Genomic DNA, 13,433 nt, shown 5'->3' on the forward strand with positions numbered 1-13,433 from the left:
GCGCGCCTAATAGCTGAAACTGCTGCCGCCCAGAAACTCGCGCAAAATCGAGGTCGGAGGCAATTCCCGATCCGGTATCTCGACGAAATAGTCCAAAAACCGCGACAGCCGCAATGCTTCCGCGAACTCCGGCGTATTGGCCGGAACGCGCCCCAACAGCGGCTGGGCGTACCTCTTCAGGATCGATATCTCGAAAAACAGGGAGGTATTCACCATCACGTCGGCCTGCTCCTGGAACGGAAAAATGTACTTGTCCTCGCCCCGCCGAACGCTCCCCCACCCCCGGATCGTATCGTAAGCCGAACGCCCCCGGTACTTGCTGTCCCGCACGATCCGCCGCAACAGCCGATTATCGGTCGTCGAAATCACGGTCATGTCGTCCAACGAAAGGGTCGTCAGGGCCGAGGCGTAAATCTTGTACTTGAGGTGCTCTTCGATATGAGGCGTCAGGGCCGGATTCAGACCGTGAATCCCCTCGACGATCACGATGCTCCGCTCGTTGAGCTGCAAGGTCGTTCCGTCGTAGTAGCGCTTACCGTCCGTAAAACGGAATTTGGGCATCTCGACCTGTTCGCCTGCGAAAAGGCGGTTCAAATCGGAGTTGAAGGCCTCGACATCGACCGCGCCGAGCGATTCGAAATCGTAATCGCCGTTCTCGTCCCGCGGGGTATGCTCGCGATCGACGAAGTAGTTGTCCATCGAGATGGTCTGCGGTTCGAGTCCCAGCACCCGCAGCTGGATGGAAAGCCTTTTGGCCAGTGTGGTCTTGCCGCTCGACGACGGGCCGGCCACCAGAACGATCTTAAGGCCGCTTTTCCGGTGACGTTCGGCAATGACGTCGGCAATTCGAGCCAGGGTCTTCTCCTGCAACGCCTCGCCGACTTTGATGAGTTCGCCGGCCTCGCCGGCCAGCACGCGCGAATTGAGCGACCCTACATCCGCAATACGCAGAATATCAGACCACTCCTGATTTTGCTGAAAGACGGAGAAGAGTTTCGGTTCGAGCCGCATCGGTTCGACTTTCGTCCAGTCGTCGCGCCGGGGCATCTGCAACACGAAGCCGCCGCCGAAAGCATGCAGGTCGAAAACGGTCAGCACGCCGGTCGAAACGGCCATCGCTCCGTAAAAATAACCGGGCAGTCCGCCGAGGTTATAAACCGTCACGAAGCACTGGGGCCATGTCCCGAGCAAGGCGACTTTGTCCTCGAACCCGCAGCCGCGATAGAGTTTCTCGACGTCGGAAAAGAGCAGCTTTTCGCGCACGATCGGCAGGTTGAGCTCCACGAGGGTCCGCATCCGCTTCTTGATCTCTTCGACCTGCTCGGCGCCGATGGAACCGGCTCCCTCGATCTCGCAATAATACCCCCGGGCGGCCGTATAAAGCACGCGCAGCCGGGCTTTCGGATAGAGGTCGGAAACGGCTTTGTGCAACAGGAAAAAGAGGGAACGGGCATAAACCCGCATGCCGTCGGACGAAACCATCTCGACAAAGCGCAGGCTTTTCGGCGAATAGAGCCGGGTGTTGAGCTCTTTCATCCGGTTGTCGGCAAAACAGGCGATTACGGGCGATTCGGTGCGCAGGGCAAGCATCTCCAAAGCCTGTTCCAGCGTGGAACCTTCGTCGACATAAAGTGTCGTATCGTTGTTCTCGCAATAAATCTGTATGGGTCGTGTCGTCATGCTTTCGATAGGTTACAAAAAGTATTCCTAAAGATACGGAATTTTTCTTTTTCGACTATTTCGCGGAAAAAATCGTCTGCCGCTCGCGCGCTGCAATTGCCCGCACCCACCGCTCCGGGCCGGCCGACCAGTTGTCGCGCGCCCGGGGCGACAAGGTCTCCTGGGCGGCCAACCAGGCGGCTAAGGCGACTCGATAGTCTTCGGCGACGACGACAACGGGCCATCCTTCGGCCTGAAGCTCCCGCGCACGGAACGAATTGAGTACGAGGGTATAGGTTCGAGCGGGATCGAACGGTTCGCCGCGTTCGGTCTCGTAAATCGTGACGCGGTGTCCGGGCCGGGCGGTCAGGTCGACCCGAAAACGAAGCCCGGCGACATCGTCGTGCAAATAGTAGGGCACTCGCAACCGAACCAGATCGGATTGAGGCCCGGAAATCCGAAAAAAGCGCATCCCGAAGATCTTTTCGATCCACTCTTTGAGCCTGCGTCCGGGCACCCGAACGGACACGAGTCGGTTGTCGAACCGAAAGAAGGGCAAAACGTCGCTCAACGACAAGTCACCGGCGGCCAGGGTGGCATCCATCACGGGCGGCGCAAAAAACGAGAGGTCGGCTCCGGGCGCCATGGCCTGATGAAAGCGGTGAAAGAGGTCGGCGAAGGCGGATGGCCCGAAAAATCCGTCCCGTGTGGTGATCGCGGTATCGAGCGTCGCCACGGGCTCCAGAAAGAGCCGCCGCATCTGTTTCTCATCGGCTGCAAAACGCGCTTTCAGCGTTTTCGAGGGCCGAATTTCCGAAAAATCGTACCGCCTGACACGCACTGCCGTCTGCCCTTCGATTTCATACCGATCGACAACGAGCCACTCGTTTTCGCCGAGCGAATCCACTGCGGCAGGGGTCACACAGAAAAGGGTCATCACGGAATCCTGCTCTGCCTCGCTCGCATAACCGGCTGCACGCATTAACCTCTGCCGTAAAGTACTGTCGATCTGATTCGTATAAATCGCATCGCCGAGCGGCATCTTCCGCCGAGGAATGTCTACGGCGAAAACGGCCGTCTCTCCGAGTTCTGCCCGCCAGGTCTCGACAAACCGGGCGACGGCGATCAAGGAACCGGCCCGATGTCTGCCGGTGATAGGGTCGAAATCCATCGTGGCGGCATCACCGGCGGTCACAACGAGCCGCTGGTGTGACTGAGCGGAGGCGATAGCGCCCAGCAGACTGAAAAACAGACTGATAACTATTCTACGCATCTTTCGTTTCTGCGTGTTGGTTCAGATTGGGCGATGTCCCGCCCCGGGCTGTCGCGAAAGGAGTAACGGGGCACTGGGGGTCGTCGGCAGCAATGGAATCAGTTGGGCTTCGACGGTCAGCCACACGAATGGCATGAACGTGAATTTCAGTGTGATGTGGCTTCGTTCCAGCACTTCGGACAGCCGTGCCTACGGTTTTCAGTTGCGTTGCCTCTCGGAGGAATAGACGGGGGACGCACAGCGTCTTTTAATGGCAGCCTCTACCCTAACTTGAAGTCGAGGCAGGCCGATTGTTGGGGTAGAGGCACTTAGGATAGAGGCGGCCATTGGGGAAGAGGCTACCCGGTTCGCGTGCCGAGCGGCACCGCCCCGGGCTACCGCAGTAACCCATTGGGCACGCTGCTCTATGTCGGCGATGCCGGATACGGTTGGTCATCCGCTGTCAGTAGGCTCAACGGTGTGTTCTTGCACCTAACCGCGGAGCTCCTCCTCCCCAGCAATGCGGGCAACCGCGCCCACGGTTTTCCGTTGCGTTGCCTCTCGGAATAAACGGGAAGGAGTGCTTTCACCGGAACCGATTGGGGACTTAGAACCCGGAATATATGTCATTTTCTATTCTGACTTTGCGGGTCGAAGCCTGCGGGGGCGCAACGAGCTCCGTCGAGTTGCAATCCGCCGCGCAGGGTGCGGCGAACTGCGCGACTCTGCGAGTCGCAAAAGCACAGCCCAACCCACGGCCCAAAGCACTGCCCCGTGTGTGCCTCACTGCGGCTCCGCTGTCGCTCCGCCGCGTTTTCGCGCGCCTGCGCGATTCATTCTATTTCGGCTCACCATCGAAATAGTTGAATCGCTTCTTTAGGCGGGGCGCGCGTCGGCCCTACAGGAGGGTACTGCCCTCAGGCCGGGCAGGCCCCGCGTGCCCGCGGTGGGCAAAGGCAGCCTCAGCCCAATTCCTCGCCCTATGCTTTGTCCTGCCTGAAACTGCCCTGCACGGGCGGTGGACGGCTAATAAGGCAAAGACAACCCTAACAAAACGCTCGATGAGCGCACCAGAGGGACGGAGCGATACTGCGTATCGCTTAAGCAGCTCGGCCCAGTTCTTCGATGCGCGCCTGGGGAAATCTTGTCAAAACGTGCCAGCACATTTTGACAATTTCCCTCCTAAGGCGGCGGCGCGCGTTAGTTTGAGGGGACTGCGTTCGGGCCCCACCTCTCGTGGACGGGAAATGCTGACGCATTTCCATTGACAACCTCGGCCCAATTCTTTGTCCGCGCACCTACTTCTTCGAGTTCATCACCTGGTGCTGGCGGCTGATGCTCTCCATATGAATCGAATTCAACAAAATGCTCAAAAACTCCCGACTCAATTGCAACTCGTCGGCGGTCGCCAAAACCCGCTTCACGATATCGTCCCAGCGAGCGCTCTGGAGAATCATCACTTCGTTGTCTCGCTTAATCTCACCGATCTTCTCGGCCACGGCCATCCGCTTGCTCAACAAGGTGAACAATTCGGCGTCATACTGGTCGATCTGGCTGCGCAACTTATCCAACGAACGCAGAAAATCCGGCTTGTCGGTCTGAGGTTTACGCCACACGATGCTCCGAACCAGCTCGCCCAGCTCTTCCGGAACGACCTGTTGTGCGGCGTCGCTCCACGCTTTGTCCGGACAGATGTGGCTCTCGATAATCAAACCGTCGTAGTTCAGGTCGGCACATTCCTGAGCCACCTCTTTGAGCAGGGCGCGTTTCCCGGTAATGTGGGACGGGTCGCCGATCATCGGCACGTCCGGCATCCGCATCTTCATCTCGATCGCCAGGGGCCACATCGGATTGTTCCGGTACTTGGAGACGCCGAACGACGAGAATCCGCGGTGAATCAGCCCGACCTGCTCGATTCCGACCTTCTGAAGCCGCTGTACGGCCCCCATCCAGAGATCGAGGTCGGGATTCATCGGATTTTTGACCAGCACGGGGATATTCACGCCGCGCAGGGCATCGGCAATGTCCTGTACGCTGAAAGGATTGACGGTCGTCCGCGCACCGATCCACAACAGATCGACGCCGAATTCCAGGGCGCCTTCGACATGTTTGGCATTGGCCACTTCGGTCGCCACGGGCAGGCCGGTCTCTTTTTTCGCTTCGGCCATCCACGAAAGGCCGGGCAAACCGACGCCTTCGAACGTACCGGGTTTGGTACGCGGCTTCCAGATTCCGGCGCGCAGCACGTCCACTGCGCCGGTCGCGGCCAGTCGACGACAGGTTTCGAGGGTTTGTTCTTCGGTTTCGGCGCTACAGGGCCCGGAAATAATCAACGGGCGTTTGCCTTTCCAATCGATCTTTTTGGTTTCCATCTATCGTATTTGTTTTATTTTTCGTTCTGTAACTGATCTTTAGCCCGCCCCGGGCTACCGCGAAAGGCTCAATGGCGACGTAGTACACAGTGGTCTCGCCGGCTATAGCCTTTCATCCGCGCCCCGCGAATCTCGCTGTATGTTTATGAACTTCGGCCCGGATGGTCTCAATCCCGATTTAATCGAATACCGTGCCCACGGTCTTCAGTTGCGTTGCCTCTCGGAATAAACGGGGGTGCCGCACTCACAATGGGTAACCTCGGCCCGTATATCAACCAAGGCTCTCCTTATTCGTCCTCGGCGCGCCTCCCCCACGCGCCGCTATGGCGTCGCTCTCACCGAAGACGGCGATTCCCTTCAGAATCGCGCTATTCGCTTTTGGTTTAAGCGGGTCGCCGCCAGCGGTGACTGCAACGAGCTCCGACGAGTTGCAGCCCGCCGCATGGCGGCGAACTGCGCGACCCGAAAGGGTCGCAGAAGCTCGGACAACAATACCGCCGCGTGTCGGCCTCACTGCGGCTCCGCTTTCGCTTCGCCGCATTTTCGTACACCGATCTTTGTCCGCGCGCCTTGGGAAATCTTGTCAAAACGTGCCAGCACATTTTGACGATTTCCCTCTTAAAGCGTCGGCGCGCGGTTTAGTTTGAGGGTACTGCGCTCGGGCCGCGCGGGCCCCACGTCCCGTGGACGGGAAATGCTGCGCATTTCAACTATCAACTTCAGCCCAACTTTTCGTTCGCGCCCCGCTTATAAGGAGCGATCGGCCCCGCGTGCCCGCGGTGGGCAACAGGCAGCCGCGCCCCAAACCACATCCCCTAATGAATAATCCGACGGATGGAGTTCGCTTTCCGGATCGCAGACTGCAACCCCTCCGCGTCATCCCGCTCGATCATGTGCCGCATGATCTGGAGCTGGTGGATGTGCTCCCGAAGGACATCCAATACGTTGTATTTGTTTTTCAACAGAATCGGAATCCACATCTCGCCCGAACTCTTCGCCAGACGAACCGTGCTCTCGAACCCTCCGCCCGCCAGAGCGAAGATCGCCTCCTCCTCGCGCTCCTTCTCCAACACCGTCAGCGCCAGGGCATAAGAGGTGATTTGCGAAATGTGGCTCACATACGCCGCATGCAAATCATGCTCCTCCGGCTCCATCCTCAAAATCGGCATCCCGATCCGGCTGTATATCTCCTCGACCTGCGCCAGCGCGTCCGGATCGCTCCGATCACCCTGACAGATCACCACCGAACGTCCCGTAAAAGCGCCTCGCACAGCCGCCTCCGGCCCCGAATACTCCGTCCCCCACATCGGATGGGTCGCCACGAACCGACCCCGACGCGCATGTTGGGAAATAACTTCGCAGAGCTCCTCTTTGGTCGACCCCATGTCCATTACCACCTGCCGATCCACCCGGTTAAGGATCTTCACAGCCTGCAAAGGGATGGCATTCACCGGGATCGCCAGCACGACCAGATCCGAAGCGTCGACCGCCGCGTCGAGCGGCAGCAGCTCGTCCACCAGCCCGAGTTCCAACGCCTTGGCCGCATGGGCCGGATCGCGATCCACACCGATCACCCGGTCGGCCAGTCCCTGATCTTTCAACGCCAGGGCGAACGACCCGCCGATCAGCCCCAGTCCGATTATCGTTGCAATCATCTCGTTTTTCGTACCGTTTACGTCTATTTGAAAAGCCTTTCCCACGCCCGCTGCAAAGTCGCCTCGTCGGCGCAGAGCGACACCCGCACGTACCGTTCTCCTTCGGAGCCGAAAATACCGCCCGGGGTCAGGAAAATCTTGTTTTCGTCCAAAATCCGGTCGATAAAACCGTAACAATCCGTCCCGGCCGCCAAAGCCGTGTCCGGCAGACGCCCCCACTCGAAAAGCCCCATCTGGCCCGGCCGCACGGTACAGCCCAAATCCTCCAGTATCTGCACCGCCCACGCCTCGCGGCTCCGATAGGTGCGATTGACTTCGGCGTACCACTCGTCGCCCAATCCCAACGCCACGGCCGCCGCCTGTTGCATCGGCACGAACATGGCATTGTTCAGATTGCTCTTGCACCGCAGCACTGCCGCCAGCACATCCTCGCGCCCCACCATCATCCCGACGCGCCAGCCGGCCATATTCTGACTCTTGCTCAGCGAGTTGAGCTCCACGGCCACCTCCCGCGCCCCCGGAACGGCCATCAGGCTCTGCGGAGCGTCGTTGCGGATAAAGCTGTACGGGTTGTCGTGCACCAACAGGATACCGTGCCGCCGGGCGAAATCAACGAAGCGTTCGAAAAGCCCCGCTGTCGGCGCCGTCCCGGTGGGCATGTGTGGATAGTTGAGAAACATCTGTTTCACGCCCGACAGGTCGCGCCGTTCCAGCTCGTCGAAATCGGGCATCCAGCCGTTCGCTTCAGTCAGCCGATAGTCGTCCACGATCCCGCCGGCCAGCCGGACGGCGGCGGCATAAGCCGGATACCCGGGATTCGGAACCAGCACCCGGTCGCCGGGATTGACAAAGGTCTGGCACAGATAGGTCAGCCCCTCCTTGGAACCGTACAAGGTGAGCACTTCGCGCATCGGATCCACGGTCACGCCGTACTTCCGGTCGTACCACTCGGCGATGGCTTCGAGCAGCACGCGCTCACCTTTATAATTGGCATATCCATGGGTATGCGCGTCCTTGGCGCCGCAATAGAGGGCTTCAACGACCGACGGATGGGGCGGCAGATCGGGACTCCCGATGCCGAGGTTGATGACATCGAACCCGGCCCGCCGCATCTCTTCGATCTGGGCCAGTTTCTTGGAAAAGTAGTACTCTTTGACTTCGCCGAGCCGGTCGGCGATCGTTATATTCGTCATGTTCGGTTGGTGCTTTGAACTCACTTTCGCTAAATATGTTTCCCGCGGGTATATTCGCCGTAAACGGTCAGCCCGTCGCTCACGGAACGCATGTGGGCCACGGCTTCCCGGTATTCCCAAACGTCTTCGAACTCCATGTCGAGGTGGAAGAGGTAGTGGAAGGGGTCGCTGGGCACGGGATAGGATTGCAGTTTGGTCATGTTGATGTTGTACCGTTCCATGGTGTTGAGCACGCTGGCGAGTGTCCCTTTCCGATGCCCGACCTGAAAATAGAGGGAGGCTTTGTTGATTCGCTCTTCTCCGACGCTCCGGTCGACCGGGCAGTCGGCGCTCCGACGCAAGACCATAAACCGGGTGTGGTTGTTCTTGATGGTATTGATCTCGGGGGCGATGACTTTCAGGCCGAAAAGCCGGGCGGGCAGCTCGCCTGCAATAGCGGCGGCATGCCGCACGCGTTGCTCGCCCACTTGCCGGGCGGAGAGGGCGGTGTCTTCGGTCTCGACGAGACGCCACCCTTTGTCGTCCAAATAATCGGCGCACTGCAACAGGGCCATCGGATGGGACCACACTTCGCGGATCTCGCTCAACTCGACGTCGGGCAGCACGAGCAGGTTTTGCCGAATCTGCAAATAGAGCTCGCCGACGACGCGCAACAGACGATCCTGCAACAGGCCGTAATTGGGCAGAATGCTCCCGGCGATAGAGTTCTCGATGGCCATCAAGGCTGCATCGGCGCTCCCCTCTTCCAAAGCTCGCACCACGCCCCGAAAGGTGGCGCAGGGAACGATCTGTATCTCTTCGCCGAAGTATCCTTCGGCGGCGATGTGGTGGAAACAGCCTTCGTATCCTTGTATCGCTACGCGCAATCCCATATAAATCGGTCTCTTCTTGTTTAATTGTTCAATTATCTGTACCTGCTCGGGAGGGTACTGTTCTCTTTGTGAACAAAGAGAACCAGAAAAACTTTAGAGGATGCTTCGCATCCTAAAGCTGCCGGCGGCCCAAGTCTCGGTTGGTTGGGCTGTGGTTTTCTGGCGCAGCGCGCTAAATAATTGGGCATGATACCCTAAGCGCGCTCGCCGAGAAAACCCAGCCCGACAGACTCGCGAAGACTGAGGACTGCGGAGCCTAAGGAGTAGCGTAGCTATCACGAAAGTCTTTTGGGTACCTTTTCTTCAGAAAAGGTACGGTTCCATCCGGGTAGATACGGTAAACGAACGGTTAAAAACGAAAGACCCGGCTCTTCAGAGGAAGAGGCCGGGTCTTTGGTTAGCAAATATTGCGTAAATGGTAAGCAATCGTTTTACAAGGACAAAGAAGACGCAGACCCCTCTCCGAAAAACCGGCGGCGGTAATAATAAAAGGGCGAATAAAAACCCTCCGTCCTGCTATGTCCGAATTCCAGTTTCATGCTGTTTTCGCCGGATGTCTGCCGCGGCAAGGTCGATCGGCAGCAGATTCCGAGTGCAAATATACGTCTTTTTTCGACGTTGCAATATCCGTCAGATATATTTTTCGCAGTATTCGGCATATCGGGCCATCACTTTGTCGACGAACTGGAGCGTTTCGGTGCCGTCGAAAGCGCCGCTCCGCACCGCTTCGTCGTCCACCCACTCCGGCGAGCCTTTGATGGATACGTATTCGCTGAGGCGGTTCCAGGAGTTGTGGTTCACGCCGTGTTTCACGGCCAGCCGACGGGCGTCGATGATGTGTCCCATCCCGGCGTTGTAGCAGGCCAGGATAATCCGCAGCCGGTCGTCTTCCGAAGTCCGGTTCCCGAACCGCAAGGTGCGTTCGATCCGTTGGATCAGCCGCACGGCCATCGAGATATTGACTTTCGGATCGATGAGCTGTTCGGCAGGTACGCCAAAGTCGGTGGCGACGCTCTCCATCACCTGCATGAGGCCCAAGGCTCCGCGGTGCGACCGGGCGTGGGGATCGAAGCGGGATTCCTGGCAGGCGATGGCGGCCAGAAAGCGCCAGTCCATCCCGGCCTCTTCGGCGGCCTGCCTCAGCAGGGGGTCGTAAGGCGATATCTGTCCCCGGCTGGCGATCTCCACCTGTTCGGCGGTAGGCGCTACCGAGGCGACTACCTGACGGGTACCGGAGCAGCCGACGAAGGTCAGGTCCGATACGAGCAAAAATGCAAGAACAAGTCCTATTTTTTTGAGATTCATCCCTCGTTTTTACAGGTCGGGAGAGCAATTCTCATGCCAATGCGAGCCGCGTTAGTCGTAGAACGACCACGAAAGTCCAACCTTGAACATCATCCGGTTCTGGGGATAATCGACCACTTCGAAGTAGCGGTTATCGCCGAACAGGTTGCAATTCCAGTGCTGGAGTTTGAGCCTCAGTCTCAGCCGTTTCCACTTCGCTGTCACGAAGGCGTCCAACGAGGGGTAGTTGCCTAACTTCACGCGATCCTGCGTATAGAACTGTCCGATGGCGGGGTTGTAGGCGTAGGCATAATACTCGGTATTATACCGTCCGTCGACGCCGATCTGCATGTGGAGCACGTTCCGGACGATGTCGAAGCCGAAGAAATAGGACAACGATGCGCTGAGCAGGGGCACCGGAGCGACCGTCTGGTCGGAACTCCATTGCATGAGCACCCTATGGTTCAAGTGAAATCCGCCGAGGCGGAAATCCTTGCGCAGATAAAGTCCCATCACGTTGAGCATGCCGGTGTGCTGCTGAGGAACGACGTTCGTCCCGTAGTAGACTTTGTCTTTGGTCAGGGCGTAACTTCCTCCGAGTTCGATCCCGTAGTCGGGGACGGTGAATGCGGCGGTGATGAGCGTAGTCTTCTCTTTGGAGAAGTGGTTGAGCCACGCGTAGTGGTTCGAGAAGTAGTTCTGCTGCCAGAAGTCCGGCTCGCGCAGCGAGAAGCGCACCGAGGCGTCCAATTTCAGCGGTTTTTCGCGGACATAGGCCGCGAGCGACAGTTTGCCGCCCACATGGAAATCGCCGCTTCGATACCCGATCAGGTGGAGTTTGGCGTCGGCCGACCAGCGCATGTAGCGGCTGACGGCTCCCTCGAGTCCTCCGTAGACGTAGATCGAATTTTTACCTTGTTTCCCTCCGTTGCCGTAGAGCCCGCGATAGGGCTCCGGCACGTTGTAGTAGTAGCGGTTGAACTCGTCCCCCACTCCGGCGGTGACGAGGCCGAGAATGCCGTTCCGGTTGTAAGGCTGGAGCTGCATGAAAAGTTTGACGTCGGTCATGGCCTGCCGAACGGAGTCGTAGGTTCCGTCGGGACTGACGTAAAAATGGTCGTAGAACGGCGGCACGACGGGGTCGTCTCCTGCTCCTGTCCCGTCATCGGGATCGGCTTTGACGGCATCGGAATAGATTTTCCGGAAGGTGGTATGCTGGAAGGATTGGCCGACGTAAATGGTCGGTATTCCGGACAAGGTCAGGTCGTCGGAAACGCGCTGCCGGCGCAGGGGAATGGCCAGGGACTGGGTCCAGTAAAAGGTGTGCCCTTTGTACTGATTGCGGGCGTCGGCTTTTCCGTCCAGCCGAACGGGGATGTTCTCGGTCATGTCGTAGACGGTGTCCATCACGTCGCGCATGTCCTGAATCCCGCCGTTTTCCTGAATGTCGCCTACGTTATAGATATATCCGCCGTGAATGGCATAGCGTTTCCCGGTGTGTGCGAAGTTGGCGGCAAAGTACCTGTCCAAGGCTTTTTGCCGCTCGTACTGCCCGCGCATACCGTCGGAGTTGTATTCGAGGTTGATGGAGCTGGAAGGGGAGATGTTCTGCGAGATGACGGCGTGGAAGATTTGTTCTTCTTTCGACCGTTCGCCGGACATCTGGTAGGAGATGTTGGTGTAGGGCATCTTGGCGTTATAGAAGAGCACCTGTTCCGGTGTCATCAAATAGGGGGCCCATGCCTGTACGAAGGAGAAGTTGCGGAATTGGGGCCGCTGGAAGTAGTCGAGGGGAATGCTGGCGCCGCCGAGGTTCCCGAGCGAAGCGCTGCCGACGCCCTGGCGCATAAAGGGGTAGTCGATGTGGAAATCGGCGAGGGTGGTATCCAAGTCCCGCAGGGTGATGTCGTTGTCGTCGAGCGAAACGGTCCAGGCGAAGATGCGCTGTTTGCGGGTGGAGTCGTCGAAATAGAAGGATTCGAGGGGTTTCTTAGGTCGCCGCGCTTTGTCAATGGTGTCGCGTTCGATCATCTGGCTGGGCAGCAGGCCGGAGGAGTTGCTGGAGCTGTTGTCTACGGGATAACGGATCACGGTACCGCTGCCGTACTGCGCCCGGGCCGACATGGCGCAGCCGAGCAAGAGGGCGAGCAGGGCGAGGCGCAGAGCGTATGTCCGTCGGGATTTTCCCATTGACTTTTTTTCAGTGGTTATCAGTTTGTTCTCGTTCGCCAAGGGCGGTCGAGGGGGTTGTCGCCCCGGGCTACCGCGGTGGCAACGAAGGCTTATTATGGGGCGGCGGAGGCCTCGGGTATGGTTGGGCATCCGGGACGAGCGGCATAGATGGCGGGCATCTGCTTTTCTACATGCAGGGTCTCGATCCCAGCAGCTCGTACAGCCGTGTCTACGGTTTTCAGTTGCGTTGCCTCTCGGAATAAACGCGGCGTGCCCGCGGGGGCAAGGGGCGGGAGCTACCCTACTAACAACCGGCAGCCTCTACTCTATTTCAATTTGACTTTGCGGTCGGACGCCCGGGAGGCACAGCAACTCTCGACGCGCGAGCGGCGTGTTGCAGGCCTTCCGGTAGGAGGCGTCCGGCCCGCGCGACTCTACGAGTCGCATAAACTCATCTCAAGCCACCGCCCAATCCACAACCCGAATCTATCGGGGCTCGTTCTTGGCTCGCTATTTCGTTCTTAGCCTAAGTTCGCCGCCAGCGGTGAATGCAACGAGCTCCGTCGAGTTGCAGTCCGCCGCGCGGGGTGGCGGCGAACTGCGCGGCTCAAAGAGCCGCAACTGCACTACCTCATTCGTCGCCCCATTCTGCGAAATGCGTTTTCGGCCGCAGCCAGCGGAGAACGAACATTAAGGCCGAGGCGGCCAGTAAAAGACGCTGTGCGTCCCCTCCGCATCCGGGGGCTGCGGGCCGACCGTTGCCACGGGGACTTAGCTATTCGCTCTCGGCCCCAAAGCTTGGCAAAAGCACGGCCCAATTCTCTGCCCCGTGTCAGCCTCACTGCGGCTCCGCTTTCGCTCCGCCACGTTTACCGTCGCCCGCTGGGATTTCATCTCGATTTTGCTCACCGCAAAACGAGTGAAATCCCCTTTTAGGCGGTCGGGCGACGGAGTTTTCGCACACGGTCGAGTTT

The 13,433-nt window shown here is 58.7% G+C and carries 10 protein-coding genes; 2 read left to right on the top strand and 8 right to left on the bottom strand.

The genetic code is table 11. From position 1 onward, the window contains the following. Positions 1-6 precede the first annotated feature (6 nt). Together ACTO3O_RS06005 and ACTO3O_RS06010 are read right to left on the bottom strand one after the other, a co-directional pair. On the bottom strand, positions 7-1,680 hold the full coding sequence (locus tag ACTO3O_RS06005; RefSeq protein ID WP_297628136.1) for a nucleoside kinase: 1,674 nt from the start codon (positions 1,678-1,680) through the stop codon (positions 7-9). 55 nt (positions 1,681-1,735) lie between these two features. Next, positions 1,736-2,932, bottom strand: coding sequence for a 5'-nucleotidase (locus tag ACTO3O_RS06010; protein WP_297829963.1), 1,197 nt, complete (start codon positions 2,930-2,932; stop codon positions 1,736-1,738). Between the two features lie 351 nt (positions 2,933-3,283). Here ACTO3O_RS06010 and ACTO3O_RS06015 point away from each other — a divergent pair, with 351 nt between their 5' ends. Then, positions 3,284-3,481 (top strand): hypothetical protein, encoded by a 198-nt coding sequence (locus ACTO3O_RS06015; protein WP_297628142.1) that lies wholly within the window; start codon positions 3,284-3,286, stop codon positions 3,479-3,481. 728 nt (positions 3,482-4,209) lie between these two features. On the opposite strand, the gene ACTO3O_RS06020 is transcribed toward ACTO3O_RS06015, so the two are convergent. The 6 genes from ACTO3O_RS06020 to ACTO3O_RS06045 all read right to left on the bottom strand — a co-directional run bounded on the left by ACTO3O_RS06020 (position 4,210) and on the right by ACTO3O_RS06045 (position 12,477). Further along, a complete protein-coding gene (locus ACTO3O_RS06020) occupies positions 4,210-5,283 on the bottom strand; it encodes a chorismate mutase (RefSeq protein WP_297832551.1) in 1,074 nt (357 codons plus the stop codon). An 815-nt stretch (positions 5,284-6,098) separates the two neighbouring features. After that, the gene (locus ACTO3O_RS06025; protein WP_297832548.1) at positions 6,099-6,938 is read right to left on the bottom strand and encodes a prephenate dehydrogenase; all 840 of its coding nucleotides are present in this window, start codon (positions 6,936-6,938) and stop codon (positions 6,099-6,101) included. A 23-nt stretch (positions 6,939-6,961) separates the two neighbouring features. Then, positions 6,962-8,131 (bottom strand): pyridoxal phosphate-dependent aminotransferase, encoded by a 1,170-nt coding sequence (locus tag ACTO3O_RS06030; protein WP_297832545.1) that lies wholly within the window; start codon positions 8,129-8,131, stop codon positions 6,962-6,964. Between the two features lie 29 nt (positions 8,132-8,160). Beyond that, on the bottom strand, positions 8,161-9,003 hold the full coding sequence (locus ACTO3O_RS06035) for a prephenate dehydratase (protein ID WP_297832542.1): 843 nt from the start codon (positions 9,001-9,003) through the stop codon (positions 8,161-8,163). Positions 9,004-9,633: 630 nt separating this feature from the next. Then, positions 9,634-10,308: a transglycosylase SLT domain-containing protein gene (locus ACTO3O_RS06040; RefSeq protein ID WP_297627349.1), complete on the bottom strand. Its 675-nt coding sequence runs from the start codon at positions 10,306-10,308 to the stop codon at positions 9,634-9,636. A 51-nt stretch (positions 10,309-10,359) separates the two neighbouring features. Next, positions 10,360-12,477 carry a putative porin gene (locus ACTO3O_RS06045; RefSeq protein ID WP_298080898.1) on the bottom strand — a complete coding sequence of 706 codons (2,118 nt, stop codon included), beginning with the start codon at positions 12,475-12,477 and terminating at the stop codon, positions 10,360-10,362. Here ACTO3O_RS06045 and ACTO3O_RS06050 point away from each other — a divergent pair. After that, positions 12,456-12,722, top strand: a complete 267-nt coding sequence (locus ACTO3O_RS06050; RefSeq protein ID WP_297832739.1) for a hypothetical protein — start codon at positions 12,456-12,458, stop codon at positions 12,720-12,722. The two genes, ACTO3O_RS06045 and ACTO3O_RS06050, sit on opposite strands and share 22 nt — an antisense overlap. Positions 12,723-13,433 lie beyond the last annotated feature (711 nt).

It is taken from the genome of Rikenella sp. (genome assembly GCF_056799795.1).